20 protein-coding genes are annotated in these 21,327 nt (G+C 52.7%); 16 read left to right on the top strand and 4 right to left on the bottom strand.

Going from position 1 to position 21,327, the window contains the following annotated elements:
- Positions 1-4: 4 nt before the first annotated feature.
- The 3 genes from rbsA to kup form a co-directional block, all read right to left on the bottom strand.
- Positions 5-1,510, bottom strand: coding sequence for a ribose ABC transporter ATP-binding protein RbsA (gene rbsA / locus WB237_RS22180; protein WP_336216492.1), 1,506 nt, complete (start codon positions 1,508-1,510; stop codon positions 5-7).
- Between the two features lie 7 nt (positions 1,511-1,517).
- Positions 1,518-1,937 (bottom strand): D-ribose pyranase, encoded by a 420-nt coding sequence (gene rbsD / locus WB237_RS22175; protein ID WP_032662094.1) that lies wholly within the window; start codon positions 1,935-1,937, stop codon positions 1,518-1,520.
- 196 nt (positions 1,938-2,133) lie between these two features.
- Complete coding sequence (kup, locus tag WB237_RS22170; RefSeq protein WP_114979050.1) at positions 2,134-4,002, bottom strand: low affinity potassium transporter Kup; 1,869 nt, start codon at positions 4,000-4,002, stop codon at positions 2,134-2,136.
- 223 nt (positions 4,003-4,225) lie between these two features.
- Between kup and ravA the strand changes: the two genes are divergently transcribed.
- Positions 4,226-5,722, top strand: a complete 1,497-nt coding sequence (gene ravA / locus WB237_RS22165; protein ID WP_108089270.1) for an ATPase RavA — start codon at positions 4,226-4,228, stop codon at positions 5,720-5,722.
- A complete protein-coding gene (viaA, locus tag WB237_RS22160) occupies positions 5,716-7,167 on the top strand; it encodes an ATPase RavA stimulator ViaA (protein WP_114979048.1) in 1,452 nt (483 codons plus the stop codon). The genes ravA and viaA overlap by 7 nt, the downstream gene beginning before the upstream one ends.
- Here viaA and asnA read toward each other — a convergent pair whose 3' ends face one another.
- On the bottom strand, positions 7,168-8,160 hold the full coding sequence (asnA, locus tag WB237_RS22155) for an aspartate--ammonia ligase (RefSeq protein ID WP_336216468.1): 993 nt from the start codon (positions 8,158-8,160) through the stop codon (positions 7,168-7,170).
- Between the two features lie 151 nt (positions 8,161-8,311).
- Here asnA and asnC point away from each other — a divergent pair, with 151 nt between their 5' ends.
- The 14 genes from asnC to glmU all read left to right on the top strand — a co-directional run bounded on the left by asnC (position 8,312) and on the right by glmU (position 21,315).
- The gene (gene asnC / locus WB237_RS22150) at positions 8,312-8,770 is read left to right on the top strand and encodes a transcriptional regulator AsnC (protein ID WP_008500198.1); all 459 of its coding nucleotides are present in this window, start codon (positions 8,312-8,314) and stop codon (positions 8,768-8,770) included.
- A 90-nt stretch (positions 8,771-8,860) separates the two neighbouring features.
- Positions 8,861-9,310 carry an FMN-binding protein MioC gene (gene mioC, locus WB237_RS22145; protein ID WP_336216465.1) on the top strand — a complete coding sequence of 150 codons (450 nt, stop codon included), beginning with the start codon at positions 8,861-8,863 and terminating at the stop codon, positions 9,308-9,310.
- 374 nt (positions 9,311-9,684) lie between these two features.
- Positions 9,685-11,574, top strand: a complete 1,890-nt coding sequence (gene mnmG, locus WB237_RS22140) for a tRNA uridine-5-carboxymethylaminomethyl(34) synthesis enzyme MnmG (RefSeq protein WP_014072433.1) — start codon at positions 9,685-9,687, stop codon at positions 11,572-11,574.
- 107 nt (positions 11,575-11,681) lie between these two features.
- Positions 11,682-12,305 (top strand): 16S rRNA (guanine(527)-N(7))-methyltransferase RsmG, encoded by a 624-nt coding sequence (gene rsmG / locus WB237_RS22135; protein ID WP_336216459.1) that lies wholly within the window; start codon positions 11,682-11,684, stop codon positions 12,303-12,305.
- 616 nt (positions 12,306-12,921) lie between these two features.
- Positions 12,922-13,302: a F0F1 ATP synthase subunit I gene (gene atpI, locus WB237_RS22130; protein ID WP_336216458.1), complete on the top strand. Its 381-nt coding sequence runs from the start codon at positions 12,922-12,924 to the stop codon at positions 13,300-13,302.
- A gap of 8 nt (positions 13,303-13,310) precedes the next feature.
- The gene (gene atpB, locus WB237_RS22125) at positions 13,311-14,126 is read left to right on the top strand and encodes a F0F1 ATP synthase subunit A (RefSeq protein WP_129994687.1); all 816 of its coding nucleotides are present in this window, start codon (positions 13,311-13,313) and stop codon (positions 14,124-14,126) included.
- A 49-nt stretch (positions 14,127-14,175) separates the two neighbouring features.
- Positions 14,176-14,415, top strand: coding sequence for a F0F1 ATP synthase subunit C (gene atpE / locus WB237_RS22120; RefSeq protein ID WP_000429386.1), 240 nt, complete (start codon positions 14,176-14,178; stop codon positions 14,413-14,415).
- Between the two features lie 48 nt (positions 14,416-14,463).
- The gene (gene atpF, locus WB237_RS22115; RefSeq protein ID WP_003862370.1) at positions 14,464-14,934 is read left to right on the top strand and encodes a F0F1 ATP synthase subunit B; all 471 of its coding nucleotides are present in this window, start codon (positions 14,464-14,466) and stop codon (positions 14,932-14,934) included.
- A 14-nt stretch (positions 14,935-14,948) separates the two neighbouring features.
- Positions 14,949-15,482, top strand: coding sequence for a F0F1 ATP synthase subunit delta (gene atpH, locus WB237_RS22110; protein WP_028017763.1), 534 nt, complete (start codon positions 14,949-14,951; stop codon positions 15,480-15,482).
- Between the two features lie 12 nt (positions 15,483-15,494).
- A complete protein-coding gene (gene atpA / locus WB237_RS22105; protein ID WP_028017764.1) occupies positions 15,495-17,036 on the top strand; it encodes a F0F1 ATP synthase subunit alpha in 1,542 nt (513 codons plus the stop codon).
- 51 nt (positions 17,037-17,087) lie between these two features.
- Complete coding sequence (gene atpG / locus WB237_RS22100; RefSeq protein ID WP_023333921.1) at positions 17,088-17,951, top strand: F0F1 ATP synthase subunit gamma; 864 nt, start codon at positions 17,088-17,090, stop codon at positions 17,949-17,951.
- Between the two features lie 31 nt (positions 17,952-17,982).
- Positions 17,983-19,365 (top strand): F0F1 ATP synthase subunit beta, encoded by a 1,383-nt coding sequence (gene atpD, locus WB237_RS22095; protein WP_003862362.1) that lies wholly within the window; start codon positions 17,983-17,985, stop codon positions 19,363-19,365.
- Positions 19,366-19,385: 20 nt separating this feature from the next.
- Positions 19,386-19,805, top strand: coding sequence for a F0F1 ATP synthase subunit epsilon (locus WB237_RS22090; RefSeq protein WP_006177560.1), 420 nt, complete (start codon positions 19,386-19,388; stop codon positions 19,803-19,805).
- A 139-nt stretch (positions 19,806-19,944) separates the two neighbouring features.
- Complete coding sequence (gene glmU, locus WB237_RS22085) at positions 19,945-21,315, top strand: bifunctional UDP-N-acetylglucosamine diphosphorylase/glucosamine-1-phosphate N-acetyltransferase GlmU (protein WP_336216453.1); 1,371 nt, start codon at positions 19,945-19,947, stop codon at positions 21,313-21,315.
- The last annotated feature ends 12 nt before the right edge of the window (positions 21,316-21,327 follow it).

The raw sequence follows: 21,327 nt of genomic DNA, 5'->3' as shown, positions 1-21,327 counted from the left end.
CTTCTTACTCCTGATTCACGCGATTAAGCTTGCCCACAGCGGCAGCCATCAGAACTTCCTGGGTGGCCTGCTCGCGAGTGAATTCACCGCCGAGATGCCCTTCATGCATGACGATAATACGATCGCTCATGCCTAATACTTCTGGCATCTCGGAAGAGACCAGAATGATGCTCAGACCGTCGGCCTTGAACTGGTTAATTAGCTGATAGATCTCTTTCTTCGCGCCGACGTCCACACCGCGGGTGGGTTCATCGAGGATCAGCACTTTCGGGCGCGTCATCAGACCACGCGCAATCGCCACCTTCTGCTGATTACCACCGGACAACAGGCCAATTGCCTGCTCCATCGACGGTGTTTTGACGTTAAACAGACGGATAAAATCGCTCACCGCCTGCTGTTCATCTTTGTGTTTCAACCTACCGCCGCTGTGACTGAAATAACGCAGTGCAGTAAGCGACATGTTCTCTTTCACCGACATGCCCAGCACTAAGCCATCGCGCTTACGGTCTTCAGAAATATAGACAATGCCATTCGCCAGACCATCTTGCGGAGAGCGAGTGACAACTTCGTGGCCATCAAGAGTGACATAACCGCTGGTGCGCGGCAGTGCGCCGTAGAGCACTTTCATCAGCTCGGTACGCCCAGCGCCCATCAGGCCCGCCACACCGAGGATTTCCCCCTGACGCAGGGTAAAGGTCACATCGTTCACACCTGGACCGCAGAGGTTGTCCACCTTCAGGCGGATCTCACCCGGCGCTTTATCCAGATGCGGGTATTGATCTTCGAGCTTACGTCCCACCATCATTTCGATGAGCGTATCTTCGGTCAGCGTGGCGACTTCGCGCTCGGCAATAAACTGCCCGTCGCGGAAGACGGTCACGTCATCGCAGATTTCGAAGATCTCTTTCATGCGGTGAGAGATATAGACAATCCCGCGCCCCTGCGACTTCAGCTCGCGGATAACGCGGAACAGGGATTCGGTTTCAGTGTCGGTCAGGGCATCAGTCGGTTCATCCATAATGATGACCTTCGACTCAAAACTCAGCACTTTCGCGATTTCCACCATCTGCTGATCGCCAATGGAAAGTTCACCCACCAGTCGGTCGCTCTTAAAGCGCAGGTTCAGCTTCTCCAGCAGTTTATCCGCTTCGGCATACATGGTTTTCCAGTCGATTTTACCGAACCGGTTTACGAACTCGCGGCCCAGGAAGATGTTCTCCGCAATGGTCAGTTGCGGGATCAGGTTCAGCTCCTGGTGGATAATACCGATACCCGCTTCCTGAGAGGATTTCGGGCCATTGAAGGTGGTCTCTTTACCCAGCCAGACGAGTGAACCGGCATCGCGTTGATAGATACCCGTCAGCACTTTCATCATGGTGGATTTGCCAGCGCCGTTTTCGCCCACCAGCGCCATCACGCGACCGGGGTAGACGTTCAGCGCCGCACCGGAGAGGGCTTTAACGCCCGGGAACGACTTATCGATCCCTTTGAGTTGCAGTAATGCGTCCATGATGGCCTCAGAAGGTGACGCCAGCACAGAGAATGATATTCGCATACGGGGAACACTCCCCGCTGCGAATCACCGCCTGACTGTCTGCGGTTTGTTGTTTGAACTGCTCGTGCGTTGTGTAACGAATTTCTATGGTGTTTCCCTGGTGTTGTTGCAGTTGCTCAATATGGCTGAGCAACGTTTCGTGGAGTTGCGGATTATGTTGTTTAATTTCCGCCGCGAGAATGGCCGCCTCAACCTGCATCTCCGCAGTCACCACATCCAGTACCTGCATAAACGAAGGAACACCCTGCGTTAACGCCATATCAATACGGGTTGTGCTGCGCGGAACCGGTAAGCCTGCATCGCAAACCACCAGCGTATCGGTATGCCCAAGACGGGAAATAACCGACGAGATTTCTGAGTTGAGTACAGTGCCTTTCTTCATTTTCTTGCTCCACTAGCGAAACGTTTCGCTAGAATCAGTTTAGTCTCAACAGTGTTCAGAAAACCACCGTGACGTAACAGATTTGTGATCGACGTCGAAACGTTTCGCTAAATGAAATGTAGAGACAATTATGGAGGGCAGGCAGGGGGTTTTGTAAGCCGGGCAAGCGCAGCGCCACCCGGCATTTAATGCAGGCTTAAATCTCGACCTGTGTACCCAGCTCAATCACACGGTTAGGCGGGATCTCAAACTGGTCTGGCGCACGCAGGGCGTTACGTTGCAGGATAAGGTACAACTTACCGCGCAGGCGCAGATACCACGGACGCTTGCCAATAATCAGTGACTCGTGTGACATGAAGAATGATGTCTCCATCATCCGGCAGCTCAGCCCTTCAAGACCACAGCGATGGAAGACCTCTTCCACGTTCGGCGTTTCACGCCAGCCGTAGCTTGCCACCACGCGCCAGAAGGTTGGCGAGAGTTGCTCAATCTGAACACGACGTACATTGTGAACATACGGTGCATCTTCGGTGCGCAACGTCAGTAGAATCACACGTTCGTGCAATACCTTGTTGTGCTTAAGATTATGCATCAACGCAAACGGGATCACGTTCAAGGCACGAGACATGTACACCGCAGTTCCCGGTACACGCACTGGCGGGGATTTCTCCAGCGAAGCAATCATCGCCTCCAGAGAATTACCGTGCTCATGCATACGACGCAGCAGACGGAAGCGCTCGCTTTTCCATGTGGTCATGACAATAAACATCACCAGACCCAGCGTCAGCGGTAGCCAGCCACCGGAGACAATCTTGTCGAGGTTGGCAGAGAACAGCGGTACGTCAATGCACAGGAAGCCCGCCAAAATCATCGCCACGAGGAATTTGTTCCAGTGCCAGTTTCGGTATGCCACCGTGGTGGAAAGAAGTGATGTCAGAACCATCGTACCCGTTACCGCAATACCGTATGCTGCAGCGAGATTGCTGGAGTGCTCAAAGCTGACGATCACAATCACCACAGCGAAATAGAGCAGCCAGTTAACAAACGGGATGTAGATCTGGCCCGACTCCATCTCTGAGGTATGGATGATGCGCATTGGTGAGAGATACCCCAAACGCACAGCCTGGCGCGTCAAAGAGAACACCCCGGAAATCACCGCCTGAGAAGCAATAACCGTCGCCAGCGTGGCAAGGATCAGCATCGGCACCAGCGCCCACTCTGGAGCCAGCAGGAAGAACGGGTTCTTAATCGCCTCCGGGTTTTTCAGCAGCAGCGCACCCTGGCCGAAGTAGTTCAGTGCCAGAGATGGCAGCACCACGATAAACCACGCCACGCGAATAGGCAGTTTGCCGAAGTGCCCCATATCCGCATACAGCGCCTCAACACCGGTGATAGAGAGCACAACGGCGCCGAGCGCCACGAAGGAAACCACTTTGTATTCGAGGAAGAAATGGACAGCCCAATAAGGGTTCAGCGCCTGCAGCACATCCGGGTTATCAATGATACCGCGCAAGCCAAGCGCCGCCAGGATCAGGAACCAGGCCAGCATAATTGGCGCGAACAGTTTCCCCACCAGCCCGGTACCGTGCTTCTGGATCACAAACAGTAGCGTCAGAACGATTATCGCCAGCGGGACAACCCACGTATCGAGTTGCGGCGCGATAATCTCAAGCCCTTCTATCGCCGAAAGCACTGAGATAGCAGGCGTGATGACGACTTCCCCATAGAAGAAACTGCCGCCAATCAGGCCGATGATGACCAGCACCGACGTCATTCTGGCTGACGTATTACGCCCGGCAAGGGACATCAGGGTCAGGATCCCACCTTCACCTGCGTTATCTGCACGCATGACAAAGGAGAGGTATTTAACAGAAACCACCAGGATCAGCAGCCAGAAGATGAGGGACAGGAAGCCAAATACGGCATCGCGTTCAACACCAAAGCCAAACTGGCCGGACAGACATTCACGAAGCGTATAAAGCGGGCTGGTGCCGATATCACCGTAGACAACCCCGATCGCCGCAAGCGTAATTGCGGGTAATGATTGCTTATTATCAGTGCTCATAGACTAGTCTTTTCGTTTAAATAACAAATGTGTTCCTGGTCCCTTGGTCCACAAAAAGCGCACAGTATGCCTGATTCGTTGCAAAATCGTACCCCTAAATGCAACCGCATTAATGTAGCGCAAAGAAAATTGCGCCGCACTTCAGTCTATTACCAGCCCTGGCTGAAACGTCTATACTCGCTTCAATTGGCCGCCACGACGGCGAAAGGATGCAAAAACTATTATGGCTCACTCACATTTATTAGCAGAAAGAATTTCCCGCCTCAGCAGCGCGCTGGAGAAAGGCCTTTTCGAGCGTAGCCACGCCATCCGCCTCTGTTTACTGGCGGCGTTGAGCGGCGAAAGCGTATTTTTGCTGGGTCCACCGGGGATCGCCAAAAGCCTGATTGCCCGCCGGCTGAAATTTGCCTTTCAGAACGCCCGCGCCTTCGAATACCTGATGACCCGCTTTTCCACCCCTGAAGAAGTTTTCGGCCCGCTTTCCATTCAGGCGCTGAAAGATGAGGGGCGTTACCAGCGTCTGACGGAGGGGTATCTACCTGAAGCGGAGATTGTTTTTCTCGATGAAATCTGGAAAGCGGGACCGGCTATTCTGAACACCCTGCTCACGGCGATAAACGAACGTCGGTTCCGCAACGGTGCCAGTGAAGAAAAAATCCCGATGCGTCTGCTGGTGGCCGCCTCCAACGAACTGCCTGAAGCCGACAGCAGTCTGGAAGCGCTGTATGACCGCATGCTGATCCGCCTGTGGCTGGACAAAGTGCAGGATAAATCCAACTTCCGCTCTATGCTGGTGAGCCAGCAGGATGAGAATGAAAACCCGGTCTCCGCTTCGCTTCAGGTTACCGATGAGGAATATCAGCAGTGGCAGCAGGAGATTGGCAAAATCAAACTGCCAGATGCCGTCTTCGAGCTGATCTTCATGCTGCGCCAGCAGCTCGATTTACTGCCTTCAGCGCCCTATGTCTCCGATCGTCGCTGGAAAAAAGCGATCCGCCTGCTGCAGGCCAGCGCCCTGTTCAGCGGCCGTGATGCCGTTGCGCCAATCGATCTGATCCTGCTGAAAGATTGCCTCTGGCACGACGCAGAAGGCATGAACCTGATGCAGCAACAGCTTGAAATATTGATGACCGGACACGCCTGGGGACAACAGGCGATGCTGAACCAGCTTGGTGCGATTGCCCAACGACGCATCCAGTTACAGCAGCAACAAAGTGATAAAACGGCGCTGAAAGTGAACCGGCTGGGTGGAATGTTCGCCCGCAAACCTCACTACGAATTACCCGCCGAGCTGACCAGCCCGACGCTTACCCTGCTGCTCCAGCAACCGCTAAAGCTCCATGATATGCAGGTTGTACACGTTACGATTGAGCGCGAGCCGCTATCGCAATGGCTGGATAAAGGTGGAGAGATCCGTGGAAAACTCAATGGCATCGGTTTCGCGCAGCCGCTAAATATGGAAGTGGACAGTAGCCAGCATCTGGTGATCCGCGATGTGAGCCTGCAGGGATCGCGTCTTGCTCTGCCAGGCACCGCTTCTGACAGCGTTCCTGAAGAGATTAAGCAGCAGCTGGAAGCGCTGGATACCGAATGGCACCAGCAACACACCCGCTTTAGCGAGCAGCAAAAATGCCTCTTTATACATAGCGACTGGTTAGGTCGCATTGAAGCCAGCCTGCAGGATGTGAGCACACAGATTAAACAGGCGCGTCAATGCTAACGCTGGATACGCTTAACGTCATGCTGGCCGTCAGCGAAGAAGGGTTGATCGAAGAAGTGGTCATCACCCTTCTGGCGTCGCCGCAGCTGGCCGCCTTCTTTGAAAAATTTCCGAAGCTTAAAAAAGCGATGACGGACGATCTCCCACGCTGGCGAGAAAACTTGCGTCAGCGGTTCAAAGAGACCGAGGTACCTCCTGAGTTAACGGAAGAGGTGGCCTGTTATCAGCAGTGCCAGCGGCTCTCAACGCCACAGTTTATCGTTCAGCTTCCGCAAACCCTGACATTGCTCGACAACGTCCACTCCCCGTTTGCCAGCCAGGCCCGGGCGCTGGTCACGGATAACGCCACCTTCACGCCCGCGTTGCACACTCTCTTTTTACAGCGCTGGCGCCTCAGCCTTGTCGTTCAGGCCACAACATTGAACCAGCAACTGCTGGATGAGGAGCGTGAACAACTACTCAGTGAAGTTCAGGAACGCATGACCTTAAGCGGTCAGCTCGAGCAGGTACTGGTGGAAAATGAAAACGCCGCCGGGCGTCTCTGGGATATGAGCGCCGGTCAGCTTCGGCGCGGGGATTATCAGCTGATCGTCAAGTACGGCGATTTTCTGGCCCAGCAGCCAGAGCTGATGAAACTCGCAGAACAGCTGGGCCGTTCAAGGGAGGCAAAGTCAGTTCCAAAGAAAGATGCCCCGATGGAAACTTTCCGCACCCTGGTACGCGAACCGGCAACCGTTCCCGAGCAGGTCGACGGGCTTCAGCAAAGCGATGACATTTTGCGCCTGCTGCCCACCGAACTCAGTACGCTGGGGATGACTGAACTGGAGTATGAGTTTTACCGTCGGCTGGTGGAAAAGCAGCTTCTTACCTACCGTCTACACGGCGAAGCCTGGCGCGAGAAGCTCAGCCAGCGGCCAGTTGTCCACCAGGATTTTGATGAGCAGCCGCGCGGACCTTTTATTGTTTGTGTGGATACGTCCGGATCGATGGGCGGGTTTAATGAGCAATGTGCGAAGGCGTTCTGTCTGGCTCTGATGCGCGTGGCGCTCGCTGATCGCCGCCGCTGCTTCATCATGCTCTTCTCCAGCGAGGTGGTGGGTTATGAGCTAACGAACCAGCAAGGTATCGAACAGGCGATCCGCTTTTTAAGCCAGCGTTTTCGCGGCGGCACGGATTTAGCCAGCTGTTTTCGTAGCATTGTGGAGCGAATGCAGGGAGGCGACTGGTACGACGCTGACGCGGTGGTGATTTCCGATTTTATTGCCCAGCGGCTGCCGGACGATGTAGTCAATAAAGTGAAAGAGTTACAGCGGGTGCATCAGCACCGTTTCCATGCAGTGGCGATGTCCGCTCATGGAAAACCCGGCATCATGCGCATCTTCGATCATATCTGGCGCTTCGATACCGGGTTGCGTAGCCGCCTGCTCAGACGCTGGCGGCGTTAATTACAGAAGGGAGCCGACGCTTTCGCGTACTTGCTGCGGCCAGACGCCACACTGAACCTGACCGATATGTGGCAACTGAAGCAGTAACATGGTCAGACGGGACTGGCCGATACCGCCACCAATAGTCTGCGGCATTTCTCCGCGTAGCAGCGACTGGTGCCACTCTAATTTAAGACGATCTTCGTCGCCAGTAACGGCCAACTGACGCTTCAGCGCATCAGCATCCACGCGGATCCCCATAGAAGAGAGCTCAAACGCATCTTCCAGCACCGGGTTCCAGACCAGGATATCGCCGTTCAGACCCGCGTATTCGCTCTCACCGCGGGTACTCCAGTCATCATAATCCGGCGCACGAACGTCGTGGCGTTTGCCGTCAGACAGTTTGCCGCCAATCCCCATCAGAAACACAGCACCTAATTCTTTGGCGATTGCGCGTTCACGGCCTTTAGCATCCAGATCCGGGAAACGGCTCAGCAGCTCCTGGCTGTGCACAAAGTGGATCGTATCCGGCAGGAACGGTGCCAGACCAAACTCTTTGCTTACAGCCGCTTCGGTCGCTTTGATCCCGGCGTAGATCGCCTCAACAGTGGATTTCAGCGTACCGACATGGCGCTCGCCATCACCCATTACACGCTCCCAGTCCCACTGGTCAACGTAAACAGAGTGAATAGCAGTAAGGCGGTCTTCATCGGGGCGAAGGGCTTTCATGTGCGTGTAGAGCCCTTCGCCCGCGCTGAAGTCGTGTTGTCCCAGGGTTTGACGCTTCCATTTCGCAAGGGAGTGAACCACTTCGAACTGGGCATCTGGCAGTGTCTTCACTTTCACCTGTACCGCTTTTTCGCTTCCAGATAAGTTATCCTGCGTCCCGTCACCCACGCGGCTCAGAATGGGAGCCTGGACTTCAATCAGTCCAAGTTTATCTTCCAGCTGGCGTGAAAAATGGGATTTAACGAAACTGATCTGGCGTTGTTTTGCGATATAAGCGGTTTTCATTATTTATACTCCTGCGTCCTGTTGCTATTGATTAAGCAACAGAAATGGCACCTTATTCAATAACCCATCAACAAAAAGCCATCTTCACTTTTGATTCGATAAAATAAACCGCTAGAATAGAGTGATTCATTAATCTTCATAAGAAAAAGCTATGGAAAATTATCAGATCGACAATCTCGACCGCGGCATCCTGGAGGCCTTAATGGCTAATGCCCGTACCGCCTACGCCGAACTGGCAAAACAGTTTGGTGTCAGCCCGGGAACAATCCATGTTCGCGTAGAGAAGATGAAGCAGGCGGGGATCATTACCGGCGCACGCATTGACGTCAGCCCCAAACAGCTGGGTTATGACGTTTGCTGCTTTATCGGCATCATTCTTAAAAGCGCAAAAGACTACCCTTCTGCCCTGGCAAAGCTGAACGCACTCGATGAAGTCACAGAAGCCTATTACACCACCGGGCATTACAGCATCTTTATAAAAGTCATGTGTCGATCCATAGACGCCCTCCAGCAGGTACTTATCAACAAGATCCAAACAATCGATGAAATTCAGTCCACTGAGACCCTGATCTCCCTGCAAAACCCGATCATGCGCACCATCCGCCCGTGATCGGGCAAATTCATTCCCACATTTTCCACAGGTAGATCCCAGCTCGTTCACAGCGTACAATAGCCGCCTCTTTATCTGAGCGAGCGATCAATGGCTGACATTACTCTTATCAGTGGCAGCACCCTGGGCGGTGCGGAATACGTTGCGGAACATCTGGCTGAGAAGCTGGAAGAAGCAGGTTTTTCCACAGAGACACTGCACGGACCGCTGCTTGAAGATCTCCCGACTGATGGGATCTGGCTGCTGATCACCTCCACACATGGCGCAGGCGATCTTCCGGATAACCTGCAACCTTTATATGACGAACTTCAGGAACAACAACCAGACCTGTCCAACGTCCGTTTTGGTGCGGTCGGTATCGGCAGTCGTGAATATGACACCTTCTGTGGCGCAATAGAGAAAGTTGAGGCCGCTGTTATTGCCTGTGGCGCAAAACAGTTGGGTGAAACGCTGAAGATCAACATCCTCGATCATGATATTCCGGAAGATCCAGCCGAGATCTGGCTGGCAGAATGGAAAAATTTACTCAAAAACGATTAAAGATCGCGCGAACAGATGTGGATAACTCTGGTTAAAAGCTCGTATTAAGCCGTAGTTATCCAAATAACAACTCTGGTATGGTTTTTGACCTGTGCATAAAGTGGCGATCTGATCCCAGCTTATACGGTCCAGGATCACCGATCATTCACAGCAAACGATCCTTCCTAACCGCATGATCTTATTTGCCGGATCGGACTTATCCACAGAGGTCGGCGATCCTAATAAGAGATCACAATAGAACAGATCTCTAAATAAAAAGATCTTCTTTTTAATAGCCCAGGATCCCAATGCTTTCTCGAAAGACTAAAGTTGAGTAGAATCCACGGCCCGGGCTTCAATCCATTTTCATACCGCTTTACGCGAGGCAGACCACCATGTTTTATCAGGATCCTTTTGACGTCATTATCATTGGCGGGGGTCATGCAGGCACTGAGGCCGCAATGGCCGCAGCGCGAATGGGTCAGCAGACCCTGCTTTTGACACACAATATCGACACGCTTGGACAGATGTCCTGTAACCCGGCGATTGGCGGCATTGGGAAAGGACACCTGGTAAAAGAAGTGGATGCACTTGGCGGCCTGATGGCGAAAGCGATCGATCATGCTGGCATTCAGTTTAGGATACTAAACGCGAGTAAAGGCCCTGCGGTACGAGCAACCCGTGCCCAGGCTGACCGCGTGCTTTACCGTCAGGCGGTACGTACTGCACTAGAGAATCAGCCAAACCTGATGATCTTCCAGCAGGCGGTTGAAGATCTTATCGTTGAGAATGATCGTGTCGTGGGTGCCGTAACCCAGATGGGCCTCAAGTTCCGCGCGAAAGCTGTGGTGCTGACCGTGGGCACATTCCTGGACGGTAAAATTCATATCGGTCTGGATAACTACAGCGGTGGCCGTGCTGGCGATCCGCCGTCTATTCCACTGTCTCGCCGTCTGCGTGAACTGCCGCTGCGAGTCAGCCGTCTGAAAACGGGCACACCTCCACGTATTGATGCGCGCACCATTGATTTCAGCGTGCTGGCGCAACAGCACGGTGATAACCCAATGCCCGTGTTTTCGTTCATGGGCAATGCGGCGCAACATCCGCAGCAGGTACCGTGCTACATCACGCATACCAACGAGAAAACCCATGACGTGATCCGTAATAACCTCGATCGCAGCCCAATGTACGCAGGCGTGATTGAAGGGATCGGCCCACGCTACTGCCCGTCGATCGAAGACAAAGTGATGCGTTTTGCCGATCGCAACCAGCATCAGATCTTCCTGGAGCCGGAAGGACTGACCTCAAACGAAATTTACCCGAATGGCATCTCCACCAGCCTGCCGTTCGATGTGCAGATGCAAATTGTTCGCTCAATGCAGGGGATGGAGAATGCGAAAATTGTTCGCCCTGGCTACGCTATTGAGTACGATTTCTTCGACCCGCGTGATCTCAAGCCGACCCTGGAGAGCAAATTCATCCACGGTCTGTTCTTCGCGGGGCAGATTAACGGCACCACCGGCTACGAAGAAGCGGCTGCACAGGGTCTGCTTGCCGGTCTGAACGCTGCGCGCTTCTCTGCTGAGAAAGAAGGCTGGGCACCAGGCCGTTCTCAGGCGTATCTGGGCGTGCTGGTTGATGATCTCTGCACTTTGGGCACAAAAGAACCGTACCGTATGTTTACCTCTCGTGCGGAATATCGTCTGATGCTGCGCGAAGATAACGCCGACCTGCGTCTGACCGAAATGGGCCGTGAGCTGGGTCTGGTGGATGACGAGCGCTGGGCGCGTTTCAACGAGAAGCTGGAGCGCATTGAACAGGAACGTCAGCGCCTGAAAACCACCTGGGTGAATCCGCAGGCGGAAACTGCTGCTGAAGTGAACGCTCACTTGACTGCACCACTGTCGCGCGAAGCCAGCGGTGAAGATTTGCTGCGTCGCCCTGAAGTTACCTACGAAAATCTGGTGAAACTGACCGCGTTTGCACCTGGCCTGGAAGACGCTGAAGCGGCAGAGCAGGTTGAGATCCAGGTTAAATACGAAGGTTATATCGCACGTCAGCAGGATGAGATTGAGAAACAGCAGCGCAATGAAAACACGCTGCTGCCAGAGATGCTGGACTATCGTCAGGTTACTGGCCTTTCCAACGAAGTGATCGCCAAGCTGAACGATCATAAACCCGTTTCAATTGGTCAGGCGTCCCGTATCTCCGGTGTGACACCGGCTGCGATTTCAATCCTGCTGGTATGGCTCAAAAAGCAAGGTATGCTGCGCCGTAGCGCGTAACATGTTTAATCCGCCCGGTGGCGCTGCGCTTACCGGGCCTACAGAATTCCATAGGGCGGGTAAGCGAAGCGCCACCCGCCACTTAAGTCTCTCAACAGGTATTCACTGTGCTCAACAAACTCTCTCGTCTGCTGGATCAGGCAGGTATTTCGCTCACCGATCACCAGAAAAATCAGCTGGTGGCCTATGTCGATATGCTGAACAAATGGAACAAAGCGTACAACCTGACGTCTGTTCGCGACCCCAACGAGATGCTGATTCGCCATATTCTCGATAGCATTGTGGTTGCACCGTATCTTAAAGGTGAACGCTTTATCGATGTGGGCACAGGCCCTGGCCTGCCAGGGGTTCCGCTGTCGATTGTCCGTCCTGAGAGCCAGTTCACGTTGCTGGACAGCCTTGGCAAGCGCGTACGTTTTTTACGTCAGGTACAGCATGAGCTGAAGCTTGAGAACATCACGCCCGTGCAGAGCAGGGTAGAGGAGTTCCCGGCGGAGCCACCGTTTGATGGTGTTATCAGCCGTGCGTTTGCTTCGCTCAATGATATGGTGAGCTGGTGTAAGCACTTGCCCGCAGAAAATGGCCGTTTTTATGCGCTCAAAGGTCAGTTACCTGGTGATGAGATTGAACAGCTTCCGGACGGCTTTGCTGTTGAATCCATCGAGAAATTAAATGTTCCTCAGCTCGATGGGGAACGTCACCTGGTGATAATTAAGCCAAACAATTTTTAAAAGATTAATAAAAAATGTGGAATTTGTGCTGTTCTTACCATGTTAAAAAACAGCACAACTACCAGGGATTTATCGGTGACCTTTTAACCGCTTTTTCACTAAGGTTTATCTTCCAGTTAACGTAGCGAATGTTATTCATCGAGAAGATAGTCATCTGTGAAAATATAAGTCTGCTAAAAGTGGGGAGCCGTAACCAGAACGCAATGTTAATTATTTATTAAGAATGTCAATGAAAGGTTTTTATTGTGTACTGGGCTGTTTTGAAAATAGTTACGACATTTTGTGTTTGATTTCATAAAGATAAATTTAAGCGATTTGCGTCTTTGATTAATACAACCTTATCGCAAATGTGTGTTTTGTGATCTTGTGCACGCTTTATTGACAACGTTTTCGCGCTGTTTGCACTTTTGGTCGAAGGTCGATGCTTTCTGAGAAAGTTAAAAAATAGCGGTGGGGAAAAATATTTAAACATTTATTCACCTTTTCGCTACTTAATGTTTGAAATCACGGGTGCGCACCGTATAATTTGACCGCTTTTTGATGCTTGACTCTGAGCCTTAAAGGACGTTTTATACGACACGCGGCATACCTCGAAGGGAGCAGGAGTAAAAACGTGATGTCTGTGTCGCTCTTGAGTAGAAACGTTGCTCGTAAGCTTCTGTTCGTTCAGTTTCTGGCTGTGATAGCAAGTGGACTGCTGTTTAGCCTCAAAGACCCCTTCTGGGGCATCTCCGCCGTGTGCGGGGGTTTGGCGGTTGTGCTGCCAAACGTGTTGTTTATGATTTTTGCCTGGCGTCATCAGGCGCATACACCCGCCAAAGGCCGCGTGGCCTGGTCCTTCGCTTTCGGCGAAGTGTGTAAGGTGTTGCTGACCTTTGCTCTACTGGTGATGGCGCTGGCGGTTTTGAAAGTGGTCTTCATGCCGCTGATAGCTACGTGGGTTTTGGTGCTGGTGGTACAAGTTCTGGCTCCAGCTGTAATCAATAACAAAGGGTAAAAGGCATCATGGCTTCAGAAAATATGACGCCGCAGGATTACATAGGTCACCATCTGAATAACCTTCAGCTGGACCTGCGTACATTCTCGCTGGTGGATCCACATAACCCCCCGGCCACCTTCTGGACGATCAACATCGACTCCATGTTCTTCTCGGTGGTTTTGGGTCTTCTGTTCCTGGCCATGTTCCGCGGTGTTGCTAAAAGAGCGACCAGCGGTGTTCCAGGGAAATTCCAGACGTTCATCGAAATGATCATCGGCTTCGTCCATGGCAGCGTCAAAGACATGTACCATGGCAAGAGCAAGCTGATTGCTCCGCTGGCCTTGACCGTGTTCGTTTGGGTCTTCCTGATGAACCTGATGGACCTTCTGCCTATCGATTTCATTCCGTGGATTGGCGAACACGTCCTCGGTCTGCCTGCACTGCGCGTGGTTCCGTCTGCTGACGTGAACATCACCCTGTCGATGGCGCTGGGCGTGTTTATCCTGATTCTTTTCTACAGCATCAAAATGAAAGGCGTAAGCGGCTTTGTGAAAGAGCTTACCTTGCAGCCGTTCAACCACTGGGCGTTTATTCCGGTCAACCTGATCCTGGAAGGCGTTAGCCTGCTGTCCAAACCTGTTTCACTGGGTCTGCGACTGTTCGGCAACATGTATGCGGGTGAGCTGATTTTCATTCTGATCGCGGGTCTTCTGCCGTGGTGGTCACAGTGGATTCTTAATGTGCCTTGGGCCATTTTCCACATCCTGATCATTACGCTGCAAGCCTTTATCTTCATGGTTCTGACGATTGTCTATCTGTCGATGGCGTCTGAAGAGCACTGATTTTTTACCAACACTACTACGTTTTAATTGAAACAAACTGGAGACTGTCATGGAAAACCTGAATATGGATCTGCTGTACATGGCTGCCGCTGTGATGATGGGTCTGGCGGCTATCGGTGCTGCGATCGGTATCGGCATCCTCGGGGGCAAATTCCTGGAAGGCGCTGCGCGTCAACCTGATCTGATTCCTCTGCTGCGTACTCAGTTCTTTATCGTTATGGGTCTGGTGGATGCTATCCCAATGATCGCTGTAGGTCTGGGTCTGTACGTGATGTTTGCTGTCGCGTAGTAGTAGTTTTAAAACCCTAAGCCACAGAAATTAAAGAGGTATTGTGCTGTGAACATGAACGCAACAATCCTCGGCCAGGCCATCGCGTTTATTCTCTTTGTCTGGTTCTGCATGAAGTATGTATGGCCGCCTTTAATGGCTGCCATCGAAAAACGTCAGAAAGAAATTGCTGACGGTCTGGCTTCTGCAGAACGCGCTAAGAAAGATTTGGACCTTGCACAGGCCAACGCGACAGACCAGCTGAAAAAAGCGAAAGCGGAAGCTCAGGTTATCATCGAACAGGCTAACAAACGCCGTTCGCAGATCCTGGACGAAGCCAAAGCTGAAGCAGAACAGGAACGTACTAAGATCGTGACACAGGCTCAGGCTGAAATTGAAGCTGAGCGTAAACGTGCTCGTGAAGAACTGCGTAAGCAGGTTGCGATTCTGGCTGTTGCTGGCGCCGAGAAGATCATCGAACGTTCCGTGGATGAAGCTGCTAACAGCGACATCGTGGACAAACTTGTCGCTGAACTGTAAGGAGGGAGGGGCTGATGTCTGAATTTGTTACGGTAGCTCGCCCCTACGCCAAAGCAGCTTTTGACTTTGCTATCGAACACCAAAATGTCGATCGCTGGCAGAATATGCTGGCGTTTGCCGCTGAGGTGACGAAAAACGAACAAATGGCCGAGTTGCTTTCCGGTGCGTTAGCACCTGAAACTCTCGCCGCGTCGTTTATCGCCGTGTGCGGAGAGCAACTGGATGCCAACGGCCAGAACCTGATTAAGGTTATGGCAGAAAATGGTCGTCTCCGTGTGCTCCCGGATGTTCTCGAGCAGTTTGAGCACTTACGTGCCCTTAGTGAAGCTACTGCTGAAGTTGAAGTCACTTCTGCAACTGAACTGAGTAATGAACAGCTTGCGAAAATTACCGCCGCGATGGAAAAACGTCTGTCACGCAAAGTTAAGCTGAATTGCAAAATCGATAAGTCTGTAATGGCAGGCGTAATCATCCGTTCGGGTGATATGGTCATTGATGGCAGCGTACGCGGCCGTCTTGAGCGCCTTGCAGACGTCTTGCAGTCTTAAGGGGACTGGAGCATGCAACTGAATTCCACCGAAATCAGCGAACTGATCAAGCAGCGCATTGCTCAGTTCAATGTTGTGAGCGAAGCTCACAATGAAGGTACTATTGTTTCTGTAAGTGACGGTGTTATCCGCATTCACGGCCTGGCCGATTGTATGCAGGGTGAGATGATTTCCCTCCCGGGTAACCGTTACGCTATCGCACTGAACCTGGAGCGCGACTCCGTAGGTGCAGTTGTGATGGGTCCATACGCTGACCTCGCCGAAGGCATGAAGGTTAAGTGTACTGGCCGTATTCTGGAAGTGCCGGTTGGCCGTGGCCTGCTGGGTCGCGTAGTTAACACCCTGGGTGCACCAATCGACGGTAAAGGTCCGGTTGAGCACGATGGCTTCTCCCCAATCGAAGTTATCGCACCAGGCGTTATCGATCGTCAGTCCGTAGATCAGCCTGTTCAGACAGGTTATAAGTCCGTTGATGCCATGATCCCAATCGGTCGTGGTCAGCGTGAACTGATCATCGGTGACCGTCAGACCGGTAAAACCGCGATGGCTATCGACGCCATCATCAACCAGCGTGATTCCGGCATCAAATGTGTGTACGTGGCTATCGGCCAGAAAGCGTCCACCATTTCTAACGTGGTTCGTAAACTGGAAGAGCACGGCGCACTTGCTAACACCATTGTTGTTGTTGCTACTGCTTCCGAATCTGCTGCACTGCAATACCTGGCGCCATACGCGGGTTGCGCAATGGGCGAATACTTCCGTGACCGCGGTGAAGATGCACTGATCGTATACGATGACCTGTCTAAACAGGCTGTTGCTTATCGTCAGGTTTCCCTGCTGCTCCGTCGTCCACCTGGACGTGAAGCGTTCCCTGGCGACGTATTCTACCTCCACTCTCGTCTGCTGGAGCGTGCTTCCCGTGTTAACGCGGAATACGTCGAGAACTTCACCAAAGGTGAAGTGAAGGGTAAAACGGGCTCTCTGACCGCACTGCCGATCATTGAAACCCAGGCGGGTGACGTTTCTGCGTTCGTTCCGACCAACGTAATTTCCATTACCGATGGTCAGATCTTCCTGGAAACCAACCTGTTTAACTCCGGTATTCGTCCGGCGGTTAACCCGGGTATCTCCGTATCCCGTGTTGGTGGTGCTGCTCAGACCAAGATCATCAAGAAACTGTCCGGTGGTATCCGTACCGCGCTGGCACAGTATCGTGAACTGGCTGCGTTCTCTCAGTTCGCATCCGATCTGGACGAAGCAACCCGTAAACAGCTGAGCCACGGTCAGAAAGTGACCGAGCTGCTGAAGCAGAAACAGTACGCACCAATGTCTGTTGCTCAGCAGGGCCTGGTACTGTTCGCGGCTGAACGCGGTTACCTCGAAGATGTGGAACTGGCGAAAATCGGTAGCTTCGAAGCCGCTCTGCTGGCTTACGTTGACCGTGATCACGCTCCGCTGATGCAAGAGATCAACCAGACCGGTGGCTATAACGACGAAATCGAAGGCAAGCTGAAAGCTATCCTCGATTCCTTCAAAGCAACCCAATCCTGGTAATCGTCCGGCGGCTTGTCTCAGGACAAGCCGCCTGGCATTGAGGAGAAGCTCATGGCCGGCGCAAAAGAGATACGTAGTAAGATCGCAAGCGTCCAGAACACGCAAAAGATCACTAAAGCGATGGAGATGGTCGCCGCTTCCAAAATGCGTAAATCGCAGGATCGCATGGCGGCCAGCCGTCCTTATGCAGAAACCATGCGCAAAGTGATTGGTCACCTTGCAAACGGTAATCTGGAATATAAGCACCCTTACCTGGAAGAACGCGACGTTAAGCGCGTGGGCTACCTGGTGGTGTCGACCGACCGTGGTCTGTGTGGCGGCTTGAACATTAACCTGTTCAAAAAACTGCTGGCGGATATGAAAGCATGGTCTGAAAAAGGCGTTCAGTGCGATATCGCAATGATCGGCTCTAAAGGCGTCTCTTTCTTTAACTCCGTTGGTGGCAACATTGTCGCTCAGGTGACCGGTATGGGTGATAACCCGTCCCTGTCAGAACTGATCGGCCCGGTTAAAGTGATGTTGCAGGCTTATGATGAAGGCCGTCTGGACAGACTGTACGTTGTCAGCAACAAATTCATTAACACCATGTCTCAGGTTCCAACGCTCACTCAGATGCTGCCTTTACCGGCATCAGAAGATGATGAGCTGAAGCACAAAGCCTGGGATTACCTGTATGAACCCGATCCGAAACCGCTGCTGGATACCCTGCTGCGTCGTTACGTTGAATCTCAGGTTTATCAGGGCGTTGTAGAAAACCTGGCCAGCGAGCAGGCCGCACGAATGGTGGCGATGAAAGCCGCGACCGATAATGGCGGCAGCCTGATTAAAGAGCTGCAGTTGGTTTACAACAAAGCTCGTCAGGCCAGCATTACTCAGGAACTCACCGAGATCGTCTCGGGGGCCGCCGCGGTTTAACCAGGTTTACGAATTACGTAGAGGATTCAAGATGGCTACTGGAAAGATTGTCCAGGTAATCGGCGCCGTGGTGGACGTCGAGTTCCCTCAGGACGCCGTACCACGCGTGTACGACGCGCTTGAGGTACAGAATGGTAACGAGAGCCTGGTGCTGGAAGTTCAGCAGCAGCTCGGCGGCGGTATCGTGCGTACCATCGCGATGGGTTCTTCCGACGGTCTGCGTCGTGGTCTGGAAGTTAAAGACCTTGAGCACCCGATCGAAGTCCCGGTAGGTAAAGCAACGCTGGGTCGTATCATGAACGTATTGGGTCAACCAATCGACATGAAAGGCGACATCGGTGAAGAAGAGCGTTGGGCTATCCACCGCGCGGCACCTTCCTACGAAGAGCTGTCCAGCTCTCAGGAACTGCTGGAAACCGGCATCAAAGTTATTGACCTGATGTGTCCGTTTGCGAAGGGCGGTAAAGTTGGTCTGTTCGGTGGTGCGGGTGTAGGTAAAACCGTAAACATGATGGAGCTGATCCGTAACATCGCGATCGAGCACTCCGGTTACTCCGTATTTGCGGGCGTAGGTGAACGTACTCGTGAGGGTAACGACTTCTACCACGAAATGACCGACTCCAACGTTCTGGACAAAGTATCCCTGGTTTACGGCCAGATGAACGAGCCACCAGGAAACCGTCTGCGCGTTGCGCTGACTGGTCTGACTATGGCTGAGAAGTTCCGTGACGAAGGCCGTGACGTTCTGCTGTTCGTCGATAACATCTACCGTTACACCCTGGCCGGTACAGAAGTATCTGCACTTCTGGGTCGTATGCCTTCAGCGGTAGGTTATCAGCCGACTCTGGCGGAAGAGATGGGTGTTCTTCAGGAACGTATCACCTCTACCAAAACCGGTTCTATCACCTCCGTTCAGGCGGTATACGTACCTGCGGATGACTTGACTGACCCATCACCAGCAACCACCTTTGCGCACCTTGATGCAACCGTGGTACTGAGCCGTCAGATCGCGTCTCTGGGTATCTACCCAGCCGTTGACCCGCTGGACTCCACCAGCCGTCAGCTGGATCCACTGGTTGTTGGTCAGGAACACTACGACACCGCGCGTGGCGTACAGTCCCTGCTGCAACGTTACCAGGAACTGAAAGACATCATCGCCATCCTGGGTATGGATGAACTGTCTGAAGAAGACAAACTGGTGGTAGCACGTGCGCGTAAGATCCAGCGCTTCCTGTCCCAGCCGTTCTTCGTTGCGGAAGTATTCACCGGTTCTCCAGGTAAATACGTTTCCCTGAAAGACACCATCCGTGGCTTTAAAGGCATCATGGAAGGCGAATACGATCACCTGCCAGAGCAGGCGTTCTACATGGTTGGTTCCATCGAAGAAGCAGTGGAAAAAGCCAAAAAACTTTAACGCCTTAATCGGAGGGTGATATGGCAATGACTTACCACCTGGACGTCGTCAGTGCAGAGCAACAAATGTTCTCTGGTCTGGTCGAGAAAATCCAGGTAACGGGTAGTGAAGGTGAGCTGGGTATTTTCCCGGGTCACGCACCGCTGCTCACCGCCATTAAGCCTGGTATGATCCGCATCGTTAAACAGTTCGGTCACGAAGAGTTTATCTATCTGTCCGGCGGCATTCTTGAAGTGCAGCCTGGCAGTGTGACCGTTCTGGCCGATACCGCTATTCGTGGCCAGGATCTCGACGAAGCGCGAGCCCTGGAATCGAAGCGTAAGGCTGAAGAGCACATTAGCAGCTCTCATGGTGACGTGGATTACGCTCAGGCGTCTGCGGAGCTGGCCAAAGCGATCGCGAAACTGCGCGTTATCGAGTTGACCAAAAAAGCGATGTAACACCGGCTTGAAAAGCACAAAAGCCAGTCTGGGTTCCAGGCTGGCTTTTTTTTTTCGGCCTTAATTCATGATGAAAAAGATGTAGAATTTTAGGCATCAAACGTTTTTACTTCTCACTCAAACTACCGTCAGGATGCGTATGTCAAACAGTGCGATGAGCGTGGTGATCCTTGCCGCTGGCAAAGGTACCCGCATGTATTCCGATCTGCCTAAAGTGCTTCACACGCTGGCAGGAAAGCCAATGGTGCAGCATGTCATTGATGCAGCAAATGAACTGGGTGCCCGTCAGGTTCACCTGGTCTACGGCCACGGTGGCGATCTGCTTAAAAAGACGCTGAGCGATGACAAGCTCAACTGGGTGCTTCAGGCTGAACAGCTGGGAACCGGTCACGCAATGCAGCAGGCAGCACCGTTCTTTGCCGATGACGAAGACATTCTGATGCTCTACGGCGATGTTCCGCTGATCTCCGTTGAAACACTAACTCGCCTGCGTGAAGCCAAACCGCAGGGCGGCATCGGTTTGTTAACCGTCGTGCTGGACGAGCCAACCGGTTATGGCCGCATCACCCGTGAAAACGGCAACGTAACGGGGATTGTTGAACACAAAGATGCCAGCGACGAACAACGCCAGATTCAGGAGATCAACACCGGTATCCTGATTGCCAATGGCGCGGATATGAAGCGCTGGTTGTCGAAGCTCAACAACAACAATGCGCAGGGTGAATACTACATCACCGACATTATTGCGATGGCATATCAGGAAGGACGTGAGATTGCGGCGGTACATCCGGCACGCATTAGCGAAACCGAAGGGGTGAATAACCGCCTTCAGCTTTCCCGTCTGGAGCGCGTTTATCAGTCTGAACAGGCCGAAAAACTGCTGCTGGCAGGCGTGATGCTGCGCGATCCGGCGCGTTTCGATCTACGTGGCACTCTATCTCACGGTCGTGATGTCGAAATTGATACTAACGTTATCTTTGAAGGCAAAGTAACTCTGGGCAATCGCGTCAAAATTGGCGCTGGCTGCGTGATCAAAAACAGCTTCATCGGTGACGATTGCGAAGTCAGCCCTTACAGCGTGGTGGAAGATGCGCATCTTGAAGCGGCGTGCACCATTGGACCGTTTGCGCGTCTGCGCCCGGGCGCTGAGCTGATGGAAGGGGCTCACGTTGGCAACTTCGTTGAGATGAAAAAAGCGCGTCTGGGTAAAGGCTCTAAAGCCGGTCATTTGACCTATCTGGGCGATGCGGAAATTGGCGATAACGTCAATATTGGTGCAGGCACAATCACCTGCAACTATGACGGTGCCAACAAGTTTAAAACCATTATCGGTGATGATGTGTTTGTCGGTTCCGATACACAGCTGGTAGCACCGGTTACTGTGGGCAACGGGGTAACGATTGCCGCCGGGACAACCGTTACGCGCGATATCGCCGATAACGAGCTGGTATTAAGCCGTGTGCCACAGGTGCACAAGCAGGGCTGGAAACGCCCGGTGAAGAAAAAGTAACGGATTTACCCT

The organism is Enterobacter sp. P82, from assembly GCF_037053385.1.
Classification (GTDB): Bacteria; Pseudomonadota; Gammaproteobacteria; order Enterobacterales; family Enterobacteriaceae; genus Enterobacter.
The sequence above is the reverse complement of the archived record's forward strand: the minus strand, read 5'-3'. Positions and strand labels throughout refer to the sequence as shown.

Bases quoted from the DNA above. Each gene is read 5' to 3' on its own strand.
- rbsA (WP_336216492.1), bottom strand. From the start codon at position 1,510: ATGGACGCATTACTGCAACTCAAAGGGATCGATAAGTCGTTCCCGGGC.
- rbsD (WP_032662094.1), bottom strand. From the start codon at position 1,937: ATGAAGAAAGGCACTGTACTCAACTCAGAAATCTCGTCGGTTATTTCC.
- kup (WP_114979050.1), bottom strand. From the start codon at position 4,002: ATGAGCACTGATAATAAGCAATCATTACCCGCAATTACGCTTGCGGCG.
- ravA (WP_108089270.1), top strand. From the start codon at position 4,226: ATGGCTCACTCACATTTATTAGCAGAAAGAATTTCCCGCCTCAGCAGC.
- viaA (WP_114979048.1), top strand. From the start codon at position 5,716: ATGCTAACGCTGGATACGCTTAACGTCATGCTGGCCGTCAGCGAAGAA.
- asnA (WP_336216468.1), bottom strand. From the start codon at position 8,160: ATGAAAACCGCTTATATCGCAAAACAACGCCAGATCAGTTTCGTTAAA.
- asnC (WP_008500198.1), top strand. From the start codon at position 8,312: ATGGAAAATTATCAGATCGACAATCTCGACCGCGGCATCCTGGAGGCC.
- mioC (WP_336216465.1), top strand. From the start codon at position 8,861: ATGGCTGACATTACTCTTATCAGTGGCAGCACCCTGGGCGGTGCGGAA.
- mnmG (WP_014072433.1), top strand. From the start codon at position 9,685: ATGTTTTATCAGGATCCTTTTGACGTCATTATCATTGGCGGGGGTCAT.
- atpI (WP_336216458.1), top strand. From the start codon at position 12,922: ATGTCTGTGTCGCTCTTGAGTAGAAACGTTGCTCGTAAGCTTCTGTTC.
- atpB (WP_129994687.1), top strand. From the start codon at position 13,311: ATGGCTTCAGAAAATATGACGCCGCAGGATTACATAGGTCACCATCTG.
- atpE (WP_000429386.1), top strand. From the start codon at position 14,176: ATGGAAAACCTGAATATGGATCTGCTGTACATGGCTGCCGCTGTGATG.
- atpH (WP_028017763.1), top strand. From the start codon at position 14,949: ATGTCTGAATTTGTTACGGTAGCTCGCCCCTACGCCAAAGCAGCTTTT.
- atpA (WP_028017764.1), top strand. From the start codon at position 15,495: ATGCAACTGAATTCCACCGAAATCAGCGAACTGATCAAGCAGCGCATT.
- atpG (WP_023333921.1), top strand. From the start codon at position 17,088: ATGGCCGGCGCAAAAGAGATACGTAGTAAGATCGCAAGCGTCCAGAAC.
- atpD (WP_003862362.1), top strand. From the start codon at position 17,983: ATGGCTACTGGAAAGATTGTCCAGGTAATCGGCGCCGTGGTGGACGTC.
- WB237_RS22090 (WP_006177560.1), top strand. From the start codon at position 19,386: ATGGCAATGACTTACCACCTGGACGTCGTCAGTGCAGAGCAACAAATG.
- glmU (WP_336216453.1), top strand. From the start codon at position 19,945: ATGTCAAACAGTGCGATGAGCGTGGTGATCCTTGCCGCTGGCAAAGGT.